Source organism: Pantoea sp. GM01 (assembly GCF_000282675.1).
Lineage (GTDB): Bacteria > Pseudomonadota > Gammaproteobacteria > Enterobacterales > Enterobacteriaceae > Pantoea > Pantoea nemavictus.
Genome location: NZ_AKIU01000055.1, coordinates 52614 through 69731 on the forward strand (window position 1 = coordinate 52614; position 17118 = coordinate 69731).

A 17118-nucleotide genomic window follows, 5' to 3' on the forward strand; every position below is an offset into this window, starting at 1 on the left:
AGGTTCATGATAATTCGCACAGTTCCTGAAAAACACGAGTACTCATAGAGTACGGCAAGCTAACCTTAGTTCAACCTGCCGTACGTTACTGCATTTATTGAGGCTTGAAATCCAGAGGTGCGTTTTTGAACACCTGATAAACTTCCTGGCTCGGCGGCTTAGGAATACGAGCCTGCTGAGCAGCTGCAACCGCAGCCTGGCAAAGTGCCGGGTCGCCGCCTTCAGATTTAACGCCAGCCACAGTACCGTCTGACATCAACTGAATACGCAAAGTACAGGTTTTGCCCTTAAAGCTTTCCCAATCATAAAATTTACTTTTAATTGCTGCCTGGATTTGGCCTGCATAATTACTAATGTCTGCACCCGATGCGCCAGACTTCTTCTGATTCCCCTGCCCAGCAGCGCCACCGGAGGCGGTGCCACTTTTCGGTGCGTTCTTACCAGAAGATAAACCACCTAACAGGCTATCGACGTCACTTTCGTTTTTCGCCGCTTCAGCTGCTGCCTTTTTCTTCGCATCCGCCGCTGCCTTGGCTTTCGCCGCCGCATCCGCTTTTGCCTTGGCAGCCGCATCGGCCTTGGCTTTCGCCTCGGCTGCAGCTTTCTCTTTCGCTTCTGCAGCGGCCTTCTCTTTCGCCTCAGCCGCCGCTTGCTCTTTGGCCTCTTTCGCTTCCTGAGCTGCTTTCGCCTTCGCATCGGCAGCTGCCTGGGCTTTCGCTTCAGCGTCCGCTTTGGCTTTCGATTCTGCGGCGGCTTTCGCCTGTTGTGCCGCTTTCTCTTTCGCCGCTTCAGCAGCAGCCGCTTTCGCTTGCTCTTCGGCTTTCTTCTTCGCATCAGCCGCGGCTTGCTTAGCCTCTTCTACCGCTTTGGCTTTGGCATCGGCGGCCGCTTTTGCCTGCGCATCCGCTTCTGCTTTGGCATCCGCTTTGGCTTTCGCGGCGGCCGCTTCGGCGGTTTTCTGCTGTTCCTGCGCTTGCTTAGCGGCGGCTTCAGCGGCTTTCTGTTGCTCAGCCTGCTCTTTGGCTTCCTGCTGTGCCTGCAAGCGCTCTTTTTCCATCTCTTTCAAGCGTTGCTGCTCGGCAGCTTGTTTCTGCTGTAACTCTTCGGCCTGCTGCTGCGACTGTTTTTGCCGCTGCTGCTCGGCACGCTGACTGTCTCGTTGCTGATTCTGCTGGCGGTTATATTGCTCAACCACGGCGCCTGAATCGACCATCACTGCGTCAATATCACTGCCACCGCCACCGCCGCTGGATTCGATTTTTTCGTTAAACGAGCTCCAAATCAGTAAGGCGATCAGCACGATGTGCAGAATCACCGAAACAATTATCGCGCGCTTTAACTTGTCGTTCTGCTCGGTTGCCTTCGACACTCTCGGTTCCCAAAAACGGTTCGCTTTAAATCGGCTGCGTCATCAAACCGACAGATTTCACGCCGGCCTGATGTAACAGGTTCAGCGCCTTGATGATTTCGTCGTAAGGCACGTCTTTCGCACCGCCGATCAGGAAGACCGTTTTCGGATTGGCTTCAATCCGGCGCTGCGCTTCGCTTACCACCTGCTCCGGCGGCAGCTGCGTCATACGATCGTGATCCACGACCAGGCTGTACTGGCCAACGCCAGCCACTTCAACAATCACCGGTGGATTATCATCAGTTGAGACGGTTTTCGAATCTGTCGCATCCGGCAGATCCACTTCCACGCTCTGGGTAATAATCGGCGCGGTTGCCATAAAGATGAGCAGCAACACCAACAGTACGTCCAGCAGTGGAACAATGTTGATTTCCGACTTAAGGTCGCGCTTACCGCGACCACGGGTTCTGGCCATCGTAAACCTCGACTTACTTCGTGTTGTCGGTGGAGAAAGCCTGACGATGCAGGATAGCCGTGAACTCTTCCATAAAGTTGTCGTAGCCCTGTTCCAGCTTGTTAACGCGCTGGTTCAGACGGTTGTACGCCATAACGGCAGGAATAGCCGCGAACAGACCGATGGCCGTTGCGATTAACGCTTCAGCGATACCCGGCGCAACCATCTGCAACGTTGCCTGTTTTACCGCACCGAGGGCGATAAAGGCGTGCATGATCCCCCACACCGTACCGAACAGACCGATATACGGACTGATGGAACCCACGGTGCCAAGGAAAGGAATGTGGTTTTCCAGCGTTTCCAGTTCACGATTGAAGGAGATACGCATCGCACGGCTCGCGCCCTCCACCACCGCTTCCGGAGCATGGTTATTAGCACGATGCAAACGCGCAAACTCTTTGAAACCTGAATAGAAAATTTGCTCAGATCCGCTCAGTTCATCACGGCGTCCCTGGCTTTCCTGATACAGGCGTGACAGCTCGATACCCGACCAGAACTTATCCTCGAACGCTTCGGCTTCGCGCCCCGCCGCATTCAAAATGCGCGTACGCTGAATAATGATCGCCCATGAGGCAATAGAAAAGCCGATCAAAATCAACATGATAAGTTTGACCAGAAGGCTCGCCTTCAGGAACAAATCAAGAACATTCATGTCAGTCACTGCTTGAACTCCGCGACAATAGACTTGGGAAGCGCAATTGGCTTCATTAGATGTGGGTTGATGCAGGCAATCAGGACTTCTGCTTCATTTAGCACTTTGCCTTCTGCATTCACGATACGCTGCGAGAACGTCATAGTTGCACGCGTCATTGAGGTCACTTCTGTTTGAATTTCCAGAAGATCGTCCAGACGGGCAGCCGCAACAAAATCGATTGTCATGCGTCGTACCACAAAAGCCACCTGCTCTTCCAACAGGACTTGCTGATTGAAATGGCGCTGGCGCAACATTTCGGTACGTGCTCGTTCATAGAAAGCAAGATAACTGGCATGGTAAACCACACCACCGGCATCGGTGTCTTCGTAATAGACACGAACCGGCCAGCGAAACAGCGTTGTACTCACTCTACATCCCGGTCTCATTTTAAACGTTGCTACTATACGCAAGAGAGATCGGCTTGGGAATGGTCCGCCAGAGCCAGGAGAAAATAATTATCACACGTTAACAACTGGAAGGATTTTTGGGATGTTTCTTGACCTGGCACTGACAAAAACTCACGTCAACGCCTGAAAAAGCAGCAATTTTAAGTCCTGAGACAGGACTTAATGGTAGAACCAGACTATTCCTGTCAGCAGCACCAGCATCGCCGGCAACGGTGAAAACAGTGCCTGCCAGCGTAGGCGCTGCGGTCGGAATCCAGTCCCGTGCACCACGCCCGCGCACACTGCCCAAATCAGCACTAATCCATGCCATATTGCTAAATCACTGGTCCGCGCGGCGAAGCGCGATGGCTGCCAAATCACACAGCCCGCCAGCCACAGCGCAAGGATGAGCGAAAGGGCCCGCAGTGGGCCCTTGTCCATCAGACGATAGAGTGTCTGAATCAGTGCGCGCATCAGACTTGTTCGTCCTTCGCGCTGCTCTCTTCTACATGCTCCAGCGCCAGCGCCGTAATCACACCGAACGCACAGGCCAGCAAGGTGCCAAGAATCCAGGCAAAATACCACATGCTCAATCTCCTTAATCAGTACAGGGAGTGCGTATTGCTCTCAATGTGTTCTTTGGTGATACGGCCAAACATCTTGTAATAACACCAGGCGGTGTACGCCAGGATAATGGGTACAAAGATGATGGCTGCAATGGTCATTACTTTCAGCGTCAGCAAGCTAGATGTGGCATCCCACATAGTCAGGCTGATGCCCGGCACGGTGCTGGATGGCATGATGAACGGGAACATCGCAATACCCGCCGTCATAATGACGCAAGCCAGCGTCAGTGAAGAGAAGATGAATGCCCAGGCACCCTTCTCCAGACGCGAGCAGAGAATGGTCAGCAACGGCAGCACCACACCTAACAGCGGAAACAGCCACAGCACCGGCGTTTGCTCAAAGTTCACCATCCACGCACCGGCTTCACGCACCACATCTTTACCCAACGGGTTAGATGCCGCGTGATGATCGATGACGCTCTTCACCAAATAACCGTCGATACCGTATTTCACCCAAACACCGGCCAGAATGAAACACACCATCATCACCAGCGCGGTGATTTGCGCGGTGGTACGGCTGCGCAAGTGCAAATCACCCGCAGTACGCATCTGCAGATAGGTTGCACCCTGGGTCAGGATCATCGCCACACTGATTACGCCGGCCAGTAAACCAAACGGGTTCAACAGCTGGAAGAAGTTGCCGGTGTAGAAGAGGCGCAGATATTCGTCAGCATGGAACGGCACCCCTTGCAGCAAGTTGCCGAATGCCACACCAATGACTAACGGCGGAACAAAGCTGCCGATGAAAATGCCCCAATCCCACATGCCACGCCAGCGCATATCTTCAATTTTCGAACGGTAGTCGAAACCGACCGGACGGAAGAACAGTGAAGCGAGCACCAGAATCATCGCTACATAGAAGCCTGAGAAAGCAGCGGCATAGACCATCGGCCAGGCGGCAAACAGCGCACCACCCGCCGTAATCAGCCAAACCTGGTTGCCGTCCCAGTGTGGCGCAATGCTGTTAATCATGATGCGACGTTCGGTATCGGTGCGCCCAAGAATACGGGTCAACATACCAACGCCCATATCAAAGCCATCAGTGACGGCAAAACCGATCAGCAGGACACCAATCAGCAGCCACCAGACAAAGCGTAAAACTTCATAATCAAACATGGTAGCTCTCCTTATCCACGCACCGGCTGAGATGATGTCTTCAGCGTTTCATGATGATAGCGGCCGGTTTTCAGGCTGCTTGGACCGAGGCGCGCAAACTTGAACATCAGGTACATCTCGGCCACAAGGAACAAGGTGTAAAGACCGCAAATCAGAATCATCGAGAACAGCAGATCGCCTACGGTTAATGATGAGTTAGCGACTGCGGTCGGCAGCACTTCACCAATCGCCCACGGCTGACGACCGTATTCAGCGACAAACCAACCCGACTCAATCGCAATCCATGGCAAAGGAATACCGTACAGCGCCGCTTTCAGCAGCCAGCGAGATTTGCCAATGCGGTTGCGGATGACGCTCCAGAATGAGAGCGCGATAATACCCAGCATCAGCACACCACCCAGCACCATGATGCGGAAGGCAAAGTAGAGCGGCGCAACGCGGGGAATCGAATCCTGTTTCGCTTGCTGAATTTGCTCTTCCGTGGCGTTGGCGACATCAGCGGTGTAGCGCTTCAGCAGCAGGCCGTAACCGAGATCCTGTTTGCTCGCTTCAAACTGGCTGCGTACTGCCGGATCTTTACTGCCCCCACGCAACTCGTTCAGCAATGCATACGCTTTCATGCCGTTACGAATACGCACTTCATGCTGCGCCAACAGATCTTTGAGCCCGGTAACCGGCGTATCGACCGAACGGGTGGCAATCAGGCCGAGCAGATAAGGGATCTGAATTGCATATTTGTTTTCCTGCGTCTCCTGATCCGGAATACCAAACAGGGTAAACGCGGCTGGCGCCGGTTGGGTTTCCCACTCCGCTTCAATCGCGGCCAGTTTAGTTTTCTGCACATCGCCGATCTCATAACCCGATTCATCACCCAGTACGATCACCGACAAAATCGCCGCCATACCGAAGCTGGCTGCAATAGCAAAAGAGCGTTTTGCGAAGGCGATATCGCGCCCTTTCAGCAGATACCATGCGCTGATACCAAGGATGAACATCGCACCCGCGGTATAACCGGCGGCAACGGTGTGCACAAACTTCACCTGCGCCACCGGATTCAGCACCAGCTCGGAGAAGCTCAGCATCTCCATGCGCATGGTTTCAAAGTTGAACTCTGAAGCGATCGGGTTTTGCATCCAGCCGTTCGCTACCAGAATCCACAGCGCGGACATATTAGAACCGAGCGCGACCAGCCAGGTGACTGCAAGGTGCTGCACCTTACCGAGACGATCCCAGCCGAAGAAGAACAGGCCGACAAAGGTGGATTCGAGGAAGAACGCCATCAGGCCTTCAATGGCCAGCGGCGCACCGAAGATATCGCCGACGTAGTGTGAGTAATATGACCAGTTGGTACCGAACTGAAACTCCATGGTCAAACCGGTAGCCACGCCCAGCGCAAAGTTGATACCAAACAACTTGCCCCAGAATTTGGTCATATCTTTATAAATCTGTTTCCCCGTCAGAACATATACGGTTTCCATGATTGCCAATAAAAACGCCATACCGAGCGTTAATGGGACAAACAGGAAATGGTACATCGCCGTCAGGGCAAACTGTAAACGCGACAGCTCGACAATATCTAACATGATGACTCCTTGCTCCTCGCATAAACTCGCTCTGCGGATACAACGGCAAACACACTGACATTGATGCGCAGAATTAGATTCAGGAACGACTGATTATTGATTCCAGTTTTATTACTGAGATAACAGAGAAACCTGTTGCCCGAAGTGAGCGAGTAACAGTGATAAAAATTTCCCGAAATAAACTCTCTTTCCAGTCAGGTTCAGGCAGAAGTGAGTTAAGGAGGCGACAGAATTGATATAGCAACGCCTGACACAAACTCCTGAAAAATTATGAAGTAGACTGAATTGATGCAGCGCAATTTAAACCGGTTGGCCCGCGCTTAGCCAGTGGTAAAGTTTGCTATAACTCGCTATTTATTGATCTGGATTAAGGCTATAAATTTCCAGATGTGTAGTGTAAGAATGGTTGTTAATTAGTTGTCACAACCAGTTGGTAAAATTAAGAATATAATTACCTTTTCCGCAATTATTTAACCTATATCTGGAAAGTTACGCGTCAATTCTTTGACAGAGATCTAGCGCCTTTTCCCTTCTTTACCTTGAACCCAAAGTAAGCATAGCCGCACTTTTTTAACCCGTTGCGCTTTTTCCGCTGATTTTTAGCAGGATATTGCCAAAAAAAAGACCACCCGAAGGTGGCCTTTTTACATCACTACGATGATGGCTTATTTGATTGGCAGAACCGCTTTAACAGCGTCACCAATGTCAGCCAGGCTACGTACGGTTTTCACACCGGCCGCTTCCAGCGCAGCAAACTTCTCATCAGCGGTGCCTTTACCACCGGCAATGATGGCGCCGGCGTGGCCCATACGCTTGCCTTTCGGTGCAGTCACACCCGCGATGTAGCCGACAACTGGCTTAGTCACGTGAGCTTTGATGTAGGCAGCTGCTTCTTCTTCCGCGCTACCACCGATCTCACCGATCATCACGATCGCTTCGGTCTGTGGATCGTCCTGGAACAGTTTCAGGATGTCGATGAAGTTAGAGCCTGGGATCGGGTCACCACCGATACCGACGCAGGTAGACTGGCCGTAGCCGATGTCAGTAGTCTGCTTAACGGCTTCATAGGTCAGCGTACCGGAGCGCGAGACGATACCTACGCGGCCCGGCTGGTGAATGTGGCCCGGCATAATACCGATTTTACATTCGCCTGGCGTGATCACGCCTGGGCAGTTCGGGCCGATCATGCGCACGCCGGCTTCATCCAGCTTCACTTTCACGGTCAGCATATCCAGCGTTGGAATACCTTCGGTGATGGTGATGATCAGCTTGATGCCTGCATCGATCGCTTCCAGGATACCGTCTTTGCAGAACGGAGCCGGAACATAGATCACGGTGGCAGTTGCGCCGGTCGCTTCTACCGCTTCACGCACGGTATTGAACACGGGCAGGCCGAGATGCGTGGTGCCGCCTTTGCCTGGCGTTACACCGCCAACCAGCTGCGTACCGTAGGCCAGCGCCTGCTCAGAGTGAAACGTCCCTTGACCACCGGTGAAACCCTGGCAAATGACTTTGGTGTTTTTGTCGATCAAAATGGACATTATTTACCCTCCGCTGCAGCGACAACACGCTGTGCTGCGTCTGTCAGGCTGGTTGCTGCAATGATATTCAGACCGCTGTCCGCCAGTTTCTTAGCGCCCAGCTCGGCGTTGTTACCTTCCAGACGTACCACCACTGGCACGTTCACACCCACTTCTGCCACTGCACCAATGATGCCGTCTGCGATCAGGTCGCAACGTACGATGCCGCCGAAGATGTTAACGAATACCGCTTTGACCGCATCGTCAGAAAGGATGATTTTGAAGGCTTCGGTTACGCGCTCTTTGGTTGCGCCACCGCCAACATCGAGGAAGTTTGCCGGCTCACCACCGTGATGTTTCACGATGTCCATGGTGCCCATGGCCAGACCGGCGCCGTTCACCATACAGCCGATGTTGCCATCCAGCGCAACGTAGTTCAGTTCCCACTGTGTCGCGTGCGCTTCACGTGGATCTTCCTGGCTCGGGTCGCGCATTTCACGCAGCTCCGGCTGACGGAACAGTGCGTTACCGTCTGCGCCCAATTTACCGTCGAGGCAGATCAGATCGCCCTGCTTGGTGATCACCAGCGGGTTGATCTCAACCATTGCCAGATCGCGCTCAAGGAACATGGTCGCCAGACCCATGAAGATTTTGGTGAACTGGCTGACTTGCTTACCGGTCAGACCGAGTTTGAATGCTAACTCACGGCCCTGATACGGTTGTGGACCCGCTAATGGATCCAGCGCCATCTTGTGGATCAAGTGTGGCGTTTCTTCTGCCACTTTCTCAATCTCAACACCGCCTTCAGTCGAGGCCATGAAGATCACGCGACGGGTTGCACGATCAACCACCGCGCCCAGATACAGCTCTTGATCGATATCAGTGGCTGCTTCAACCAGAATCTGGTTTACCGGCTGGCCGTGCGCGTCAGTTTGATAGGTCACCAGACGTTTGCCCAACCAATGCTCAGCAAAAGCACGAATGTCTTCTTTGCTATTAACCACTTTCACGCCGCCCGCTTTACCGCGGCCACCGGCATGAACCTGACATTTCACTACCCACGGACCGGCGCCAATTTTAGAAGCGGCTTCTTCGGCTTCACGTGGCGTGGTGCAGGCGTAGCCTGTCGGTGCTGGCATGCCATAGCGTGCAAACAACTGCTTCGCCTGGTATTCATGTAAGTTCATGATGTTCTATCCATTCAGGTAAGATTTTGGGCGCGCCGTCACTCCGCGCGCCCGGCGAAATTTAGACGTCCAGGAGCAGGCGCGCTGGATCTTCCAGCATCTCTTTCACCGCGACCAGATAGCCAACGGATTCACGACCATCAATCAGACGGTGATCGTAAGAGAGCGCCAGATACATCATTGGCAGAATCACTACCTGACCATTGACCGCCATTGGGCGCTCTTTGATGGCGTGCATGCCCAGAATCGCGCTCTGCGGCGGGTTGATGATTGGCGTAGACATCAGCGAACCGAATACACCACCGTTGGTGATGGTGAAGTTACCGCCGGTCAACTCGTCAACCGTTAGCTTGCCGTCACGGCCTTTCACTGCCAGCTCTTTAATTTTCTTCTCGATGTCGGCCATGCTCAGCGCATCAACATCTTTCAGCACCGGCGTTACCAGACCACGCGGGGTAGAAACCGCAATGCTTACATCGAAATAGTTGTGGTAAACCACATCTTCGCCATCAATAGACGCGTTCACTTCCGGGAAGCGTTTCAGCGCTTCAACCACCGCTTTGATGTAGAAGGACATGAAGCCCAGACGCACGCCGTGACGCTTCTCAAACGCATCGCCGTACTGCTTACGCAGATCCATGATTGGCTTCATGTTGATTTCGTTGAACGTGGTCAACATGGCGGTGCTGTTTTTTGCTTCCAGCAGACGCTCGGCAACACGCTTACGCAGACGCGTCATCGGTACGCGTTTTTCGCTGCGATTAGCCACAGCAGCCTGCGGTGCAGCCGCAGCAGCGGGTGCTGGCGCTGCTTTGCCGCTGTCGGCTTTCTTCGCCAGATGTTTTTCCACATCTTCACGCGTCAGACGGCCGCCCACGCCGGTGCCTTTGATCTGGCCAGCATCGAGGTTGTTTTCAGCAATCAGACGGCGTACCGCTGGGCTGAGCGCATCGTTGCTCTCTTCTTCCAGCGAAGCTGTCTGGCGCTGAGCCGGAGTAGACTCGTTGCTTTCCGCTTTTGCCGCGGTCTCTTTCCCGCCGCTGTTGCCCTCTTTCAAGCGGCCCAGAATCTGGCGAGAAGTGACGGTAGCACCTTCATCTTCCAGCACGGCTTCCAGAATGCCGTCTGCAGAAGCAGGCACTTCCAGCACCACTTTGTCGGTTTCAATCTCTACCAGTACTTCATCGCGGCTCACAGAGTCGCCAGGTTTTTTGTGCCAGGTTGCAACCGTTGCGTCCGCTACGGATTCAGGCAAATCGGGAACGAGAATTTCTACGCTACTCATTTTCTTTCCTTTTTATTAACCAAGGTTCAGCGCGTCATTAACCAGGTCTTGCTGCTGTTTTTGATGTACGGACATGTAGCCCACGGCCGGTGAAGCAGAAGCCGGACGGCCTGCATAACGCAGTGACGCACCAAATGGAACCACTTCGCGGAAATGATGCTGACTGCAATACCATGCGCCCTGATTGAGCGGCTCTTCCTGACACCACACGAAATCTTGCACATGAGCATAATTTTTCAACACGTCCTGCACGACTTTGTGCGGGAACGGATAGAGCTGTTCGATACGTACGATGGCCACGTCGGTCTGCTCGTTCTTACGACGCTGATCCAGCAAATCGTAATAAACCTTGCCCGAACACAGCACCACACGTTTCACCTGCTGCGGATCCAAATCGTCGATCTCACCAATCGCCGGCTGGAAGCTACCGGTCGCCAGCTCTTCCAGCGTGGATATTGCCAGCGGATGACGCAGCAGAGATTTCGGCGACATGACGATCAGCGGACGGCGCATACCGCGCAGCGCCTGACGACGCAGCATGTGGTAAACCTGCGCTGGTGTTGAAGGCACGCACACCTGCATGTTCTGTTCAGCACAGAGTTGCAGATAACGCTCCAGACGCGCCGAGGAGTGCTCAGGGCCCTGGCCTTCATAACCGTGCGGCAGCAACATCACCAGGCCACACATACGGCCCCATTTCTGCTCGCCGGAGCTGATGAACTGATCGATGACGACCTGTGCACCGTTGGCGAAGTCGCCGAACTGCGCTTCCCAAATGGTCAGCACGCGCGGCTCTGCGGTGGCGTAACCGTATTCGAAGGCCAGTACCGCCTCTTCCGACAGCACCGAATCCCACACTTTGAACTGACCCTGGCCGTTATGGACATGGTGCAGCGGCGTGTAGGTTGAGCCGTTGGTCTGATTGTGAATCACCGCATGACGGTGGAAGAAGGTACCGCGACCGGTATCTTCACCAGACAGACGAACCGGAATGCCTTCGTCAACCAGCGTGGCGTAGGCGAGGTTTTCTGCACCGCCCCAGTCGAACGCTTTGTTGCCTTCGGCCATCTCTTTACGATCGTTGTAAATCTTGGCGACGCGTGACTGCACTTCTACCGATTCCGGTACGCTACTGATGCGGCGCGCCAGCTCCTGCAGACGTTTCAGTTCAACGGTTGCCGGGTAGCTCTCATCCCACTCGTGGTTGAGATACGGCGACCAGGTGAAGGAGTGCAGGCTCATTGGACGCCATTCCGGCACCACGCACTCGCCTTCATCCAGCGCATCACGATACAGATTAACCATTTCAGTGGCATCTTCGCTGGTCGCTACGCCTTCGCTTTCCAGCTGGTCGGCATAGAGTTTACGCGGCGTTGGATGCTTTTTGATTTTCTGGTACATCAACGGCTGAGTGGCACTTGGCTCATCGGCTTCGTTGTGGCCGTGACGGCGATAGCACACCAGATCGATGAAGACATCGCGTTTAAAGGTGTTGCGATAATCCAGCGCCAGACGCGTCACAAACGCCACCGCTTCTGGGTCATCGGCGTTAACGTGGAAAATCGGTGCCAGCACCATTTTGCCGATGTCGGTGCAGTACGGCGTGGAACGCGCATCTTTCGGGTTGGAAGTGGTAAAACCAACCTGGTTGTTGATCACGATGCGCACGGTACCGCCCACTTCGTAACCCCGCGCCTGCGACATGTTCAGGGTTTCCTGCACCACGCCCTGGCCAATCACCGCAGCATCACCGTGAATGGTGATCGGCAGAACTTTGTTGCTGCTTGGCTCTGCCAGACGATCCAGACGCGCACGCACCGAACCCATCACTACCGGGCTGACGATTTCCAGATGCGACGGGTTGAACGCCAGCGCCAGGTGCACCAGGCCACCTTCGGTTTCCACATCAGATGAGAAGCCCATGTGGTACTTCACGTCGCCGGTGCCGAGATGTTCTTTGTGCTTACCGGAGAATTCGTCGAACAGATCCTGCGGTTTTTTACCCAGGACGTTGATCAGCACGTTCAGACGACCGCGGTGCGCCATACCCAGCACCACTTCACGCGTACCGCTCTTGCCAGCGTGACGAATCATCTCACGCAGCATCGGTACCAGCGCATCGCCGCCTTCCAGCGAGAAGCGTTTCGCACCTGGGAATTTCGCCCCCAGATATTTTTCCAGGCCTTCTGCCGCGGTCAGCTCTTTCAGGAAACCTTTTTTCTCGTCGCTGCTGAAAGACGCGTGGCCCACCACCGACTCCAGACGCTGCTGGATCCAGCGCTTCTCATCGGTGTTGTTGATGTGCATGTACTCTGCACCAATTGAGCCACAGTAAGTCTGCTGCAGCGCCGCAAACAGATCGGCCAGCTTCATCGTCTCTTTGCCGATAGCAAATGAGCCTACGTTAAAGCTTTCCTGAAAATCGGCGTCGGTCAGATCGTGATAAGCCGGATCGAGGTCGGCTACCGTGTCCTGTTTCCACAGGCCAAGCGGGTCAAGGTTGGCATGCTGATGGCCGCGGAAGCGGAACGCATTAATCAGCTGCAGTACTTTAACCTGTTTGGAGTTGGCGGCCGGATCGGTCACGGTTGATGTGTAACGCGTTGCGTCTTTAGCCAGGCGGCGGAAGTAATCACGCGTGGTGGAGTGAAATTGCTCAGGTTTCACGCCAGTGCCCGGCAGCTGCTGGAACAGCTCGCGCCACATGTCATCAACTGAGTCAGGATCGGTCAGGAAATCCTCATAGAGTTGCTCTATGTAGGATTGGTTCGCGCCGGCCAGCCAGGAGGAGTCCAGCCAGGGTTTCATCGCGCTGTTCTGCATTGTGATCCCTTAAGCATTAATCTGCTTTTTATGAGGTTTCATTTGTTACCGCTTACGCGGCTTGCCGTAGTGAGTTCAGCGATACGAACCTGTGCGCTACCGGCGCCTGGCTCGTAAGGGAACCTTTATAAGCGTGGTCAATACCGCGCTTATAGAGGCTTCCGTAAACATCCGGGAACCTCAGTTCCCGGACAGTGACTTCTTTGTTACGCCCCGCGTTGCAGCAGCATCGACTTAATATGGCCGATAGCGCGCGTTGGGTTTAGGCCTTTCGGGCACACGCTCACACAGTTCATGATGCTGTGACAGCGGAAAACACTGAAAGCATCGTTTAGATTGTCGAGACGCGCATTGGTTTCAGTGTCGCGGCTGTCGATCAGGAAACGGTAAGCGGCCAGCAGACCCGCCGGACCCACGAATTTGTCCGGATTCCACCAGAACGACGGGCATGAGGTAGAGCAGCAGGCGCAGAGAATACACTCGTACAAACCATCCAGATGCTCACGCTCTGCCGGGCTCTGTAAATGCTCGCGCGCCGGTGGATTTTCCCCATTATTCAACAGGAAAGGCTTAATCTTCTCATATTGTGCATAGAACTGTCCCATGTCTACCACGAGGTCGCGGATCACCGGCAAACCAGGCAGAGGACGGATAACAATTTTCTTCGAACCGTTACCGAGCGCAGAAATCGGTGTGATGCACGCCAGACCATTTTTACCGTTCATGTTCAGACCATCTGAACCGCACACGCCTTCACGGCATGAGCGACGGAAAGCCAGCGTCGGATCTTTCTCTTTCAGACGGATCAGCGCATCCAGCAACATCATGTCGCGACCATCTTCCGATTCCAGCGTGTACTCCTGCATACGCGGCTTGGCATCGACTTCTGGGTTGTAACGATAGATTGAAAATTCGAGTCTCATGATCATCTCCGCAATTAGTAAGTACGCGCTTTCGGCGGGAAGGCCGCACGCAGTTTCGGTTGCATGTTCACCTCACGGCGCGTCATGCTTTCCGTCTGCGGAACATAGAGACTGTGGCACAGCCAGTTGGCATCATCACGCTCCGGATAATCGAAGCGGCTGTGTGCGCCACGGCTTTCAGTACGGAAGTTGGCAGCGACAGCGGTGGCATACGCGGTTTCCATCAGGTTATCCAACTCAAGGCACTCAATACGCTGGGTGTTGAAATCCGGCGAACGGTCATCAAGACGGGCTGATTTCAGACGCTCACGAATCACTTTCAGCTCTTCCAGACCTTCACGCATTGCATCGCCATCGCGGAATACCGAGAAGTTGTTCTGCATGCAGCGCTGCAGCGCTTTACGGATTTCGACAGGATCTTCACCGGTGGTGTTATTTTCCCAACGGTTGAAGCGCGCCATCGCTTCATCCAGATTTTCCTGCGTGGCTTCACGCAGTTCGCCCTGCTCTTCAATACACTCCAGCAAGTGCACGCCAGCTGCGCGACCAAACACCACCAGATCGAGCAGTGAGTTACCGCCAAGGCGGTTAGCGCCGTGTACCGATACGCAGGCGATTTCGCCGACGGCGAACAGACCCGGAATCACCACATCTTCGCCCTGCTCGTTCACGCGCAGCGCCTGACCGGTCACTTTGGTCGGCACGCCGCCCATCATGTAGTGGCAGGTTGGGATCACCGGAATCGGTTCTTTAATAGGGTCAACGTGCGCAAAGGTACGCGACAGCTCAAGGATGCCCGGCAGGCGCGACTCCAGCACGTCGGCACCGAGATGGTCGAGCTTCAGTTTGATGTGCGGACCCCAAGGGCCATCGCAACCACGACCTTCACGGATTTCCACCATCATGGAGCGTGCTACTACATCGCGTCCCGCCAGATCTTTGGCATTCGGCGCATAGCGCTCCATGAAGCGTTCACCGTGCTTATTCAGCAGGTAACCGCCTTCACCACGGCAACCTTCGGTAACCAATACGCCCGCACCGGCAATGCCGGTTGGGTGGAACTGCCACATTTCCATATCCTGCACCGGCACGCCTGCGCGCAGCGCCATACCGACGCCGTCACCGGTGTTGATGTGGGCGTTAGTGGTGGATTGGTAAATACGGCCCGCGCCGCCGGTCGCCAGAATGGTCGCTTTGGCTTTGAAGTAGACGGTTTCGCCGGTTTCCATGCAGATAGCCGTACAGCCGACAATCGCACCGTCTTCGTTTTTCACCAGATCCAGCGCATACCATTCGGAGAAGATGGTGGTTTTGTTCTTTAGATTCTGCTGATACAGCGTATGCAGCAAGGCGTGGCCCGTACGGTCGGCAGCCGCAGCGGTACGCGCCGCCTGCTCACCACCGAAATTCTTCGACTGACCACCAAACGGACGCTGATAGACGCGGCCGTCATCAAGACGGGAGAAAGGCAACCCCATATGTTCCAGTTCCAGAATCGCTTCCGGACCGACATGACACATATATTCGATCGCGTCCTGGTCGCCGATAAAGTCGGAACCTTTGACCGTGTCGTACATGTGCCATTCCCAGTTATCTTCATGGGTGTTACCCAGCGCAACGGTGATACCGCCCTGCGCCGATACGGTATGGGAACGGGTTGGGAAAACTTTGGATAACAGGGCACAGGTCTGGCCCGATTGGGAGATTTGCAGAGCGGCGCGCATTCCTGCGCCACCCGCGCCGATCACCACGGCATCAAATTCTCTGACTGGCAAACTCATTTACACACCCCACACGACAACGGTTCCATAAATCGCATACGACAACAGCGCAACCACAATCACAAACTGCAGCAGCAACCGGGTTACTACTGGTTTCACGTAGTCAGTCAGCACCTGCCACATCCCAATCCAGCCGTGGATCAGAATCGAGAACAGCGTCAACATGGTGAACACTTTAGTGAAGGCGGACGAGAAGAAGCCGTGCCAGACGTCATACGTCAGCGTGCCTGTCATCACGACAAAACCGAGGATGTAGAGAATGTAGAGCGTAATTAAGATTGCAGCAGCACGCAGTAACAGCCAGTCATGGATACCGTTGCGTCCTAATGCAGAAGCATTGCTTACCATACGAGGACTCCAGCCAAAATTGAGAGCACGACAGTGATAACAAAAGCCGCTTGCGCGGAACGGGTTCCCACCTGCAGGGTTTCTTCCATAAAGCCAAAATCAGCCAACATATGACGAATACCGCCCACAGCGTGATACGCCAGCGCAGTTAAAATGCCCCACATGATGAATTTGGCGAAGAAGCTATCCATGATGGATGCCGCTTGCTGGAAACCTTCTGGAGAGGAGAGAGAGAGACCCAGTAACCAGAGCAGAATTCCGAGAGCGACAAAGGTGATCACGCCGGAGACGCGGTGGAGAATGGACGATATTGCAGTAACGGGAAACCGGATCGTCGAGAGATCCAAGTTAACAGGTCTTTGTTTTTTCACGGTTTTGCCCACACAGCTCTTTTTTATTTTGCTTCCTCCGGTCCTGAGTTGCATCAGAGACACAGCATGTGTTCAGACTGCAACCGCCACCAAAATAGCAACATCCAGTGTTAAATAAAGCGGGTAAAACGCTGGGTGGCTCCTGGTGTCAGGGTGTTCCGGAGACCTGGCCGCAGTATAGGAGGATCACATTCTGATTACAATTCCCCTACAATCTCTTTGGTCACATTTAGGTTGAACAGTGATCATGCTCACGAATTTCACAATTTATACATTTTTAATTATCTGATTTGACAAAAGATCAACATTTCAGTTACAAACAATCGCATTAAAGCCCTATGATGCACAAAAGTTATGGGGATACACTTTCCCCTAAGCTCAAGTTATGTAACATTGCCAATACAAGCAATACAAAGCATCAGGTTATTGGTTACCAAGAAGTTATGTCGTGACAGGAACTTTAACATCCTCGATGTGCAGCATGTCATGCCCCGACGCCACCGAATGGCCCAAATCAGCGTTTACTCTGTAACCCTGCACGACCCACGTTACCGCAGAGTGATGCTGTGAAGATTGTGGTTATATCGCTTGCTGATATTTGCAACATGAAGGC

The 17118-nt window shown here is 53.8% G+C and carries 16 protein-coding genes; all 16 read right to left on the minus strand.

Annotated elements, in window-relative coordinates:
• Positions 1–94: 94 nt before the first annotated feature.
• Positions 95–1369 (minus strand): cell envelope integrity protein TolA, encoded by a 1275-nt coding sequence (gene tolA / locus PMI17_RS16245; protein WP_007890637.1) that lies wholly within the window; start codon positions 1367–1369, stop codon positions 95–97.
• 25 nt (positions 1370–1394) lie between these two features.
• Positions 1395–1823, minus strand: coding sequence for a colicin uptake protein TolR (tolR, locus tag PMI17_RS16250; protein WP_007890638.1), 429 nt, complete (start codon positions 1821–1823; stop codon positions 1395–1397).
• A gap of 13 nt (positions 1824–1836) precedes the next feature.
• On the minus strand, positions 1837–2523 hold the full coding sequence (gene tolQ, locus PMI17_RS16255; RefSeq protein WP_007890639.1) for a Tol-Pal system protein TolQ: 687 nt from the start codon (positions 2521–2523) through the stop codon (positions 1837–1839).
• Complete coding sequence (ybgC, locus tag PMI17_RS16260; protein WP_191322252.1) at positions 2520–2942, minus strand: tol-pal system-associated acyl-CoA thioesterase; 423 nt, start codon at positions 2940–2942, stop codon at positions 2520–2522. The genes tolQ and ybgC overlap by 4 nt, the downstream gene beginning before the upstream one ends.
• A 180-nt stretch (positions 2943–3122) precedes the next feature.
• The gene (ybgE, locus tag PMI17_RS16265; protein ID WP_007890641.1) at positions 3123–3416 is read right to left on the minus strand and encodes a cyd operon protein YbgE; all 294 of its coding nucleotides are present in this window, start codon (positions 3414–3416) and stop codon (positions 3123–3125) included.
• Positions 3416–3529 carry a cytochrome bd-I oxidase subunit CydX gene (gene cydX, locus PMI17_RS24925; RefSeq protein WP_007890642.1) on the minus strand — a complete coding sequence of 38 codons (114 nt, stop codon included), beginning with the start codon at positions 3527–3529 and terminating at the stop codon, positions 3416–3418. The genes ybgE and cydX overlap by 1 nt, the downstream gene beginning before the upstream one ends.
• A 15-nt stretch (positions 3530–3544) precedes the next feature.
• Positions 3545–4684: a cytochrome d ubiquinol oxidase subunit II gene (gene cydB, locus PMI17_RS16270; RefSeq protein ID WP_007890643.1), complete on the minus strand. Its 1140-nt coding sequence runs from the start codon at positions 4682–4684 to the stop codon at positions 3545–3547.
• Between the two features lie 11 nt (positions 4685–4695).
• Positions 4696–6267 (minus strand): cytochrome ubiquinol oxidase subunit I, encoded by a 1572-nt coding sequence (cydA, locus tag PMI17_RS16275; protein WP_007890644.1) that lies wholly within the window; start codon positions 6265–6267, stop codon positions 4696–4698.
• A 665-nt stretch (positions 6268–6932) separates the two neighbouring features.
• Positions 6933–7808 (minus strand): succinate--CoA ligase subunit alpha, encoded by an 876-nt coding sequence (sucD, locus tag PMI17_RS16280; RefSeq protein WP_007890645.1) that lies wholly within the window; start codon positions 7806–7808, stop codon positions 6933–6935.
• Positions 7808–8974 (minus strand): ADP-forming succinate--CoA ligase subunit beta, encoded by a 1167-nt coding sequence (sucC, locus tag PMI17_RS16285; RefSeq protein WP_007890646.1) that lies wholly within the window; start codon positions 8972–8974, stop codon positions 7808–7810. The genes sucD and sucC overlap by 1 nt, the downstream gene beginning before the upstream one ends.
• A gap of 61 nt (positions 8975–9035) precedes the next feature.
• Positions 9036–10259, minus strand: coding sequence for a 2-oxoglutarate dehydrogenase complex dihydrolipoyllysine-residue succinyltransferase (odhB, locus tag PMI17_RS16290; protein WP_007890647.1), 1224 nt, complete (start codon positions 10257–10259; stop codon positions 9036–9038).
• A gap of 15 nt (positions 10260–10274) precedes the next feature.
• Complete coding sequence (gene sucA, locus PMI17_RS16295; protein WP_007890648.1) at positions 10275–13082, minus strand: 2-oxoglutarate dehydrogenase E1 component; 2808 nt, start codon at positions 13080–13082, stop codon at positions 10275–10277.
• Positions 13083–13288: 206 nt separating this feature from the next.
• Entirely contained in the window at positions 13289–14005 is a 717-nt protein-coding gene (locus PMI17_RS16300) for a succinate dehydrogenase iron-sulfur subunit (protein WP_007890649.1), read from the minus strand.
• A 14-nt stretch (positions 14006–14019) separates the two neighbouring features.
• Positions 14020–15786 (minus strand): succinate dehydrogenase flavoprotein subunit, encoded by a 1767-nt coding sequence (sdhA, locus tag PMI17_RS16305; protein ID WP_007890650.1) that lies wholly within the window; start codon positions 15784–15786, stop codon positions 14020–14022.
• A complete protein-coding gene (sdhD, locus tag PMI17_RS16310; RefSeq protein WP_007890651.1) occupies positions 15787–16134 on the minus strand; it encodes a succinate dehydrogenase membrane anchor subunit in 348 nt (115 codons plus the stop codon).
• Positions 16128–16559 (minus strand): succinate dehydrogenase cytochrome b556 subunit, encoded by a 432-nt coding sequence (sdhC, locus tag PMI17_RS16315; RefSeq protein WP_007890652.1) that lies wholly within the window; start codon positions 16557–16559, stop codon positions 16128–16130. Before sdhC ends, sdhD begins: the two co-directional genes overlap by 7 nt.
• Positions 16560–17118 lie beyond the last annotated feature (559 nt).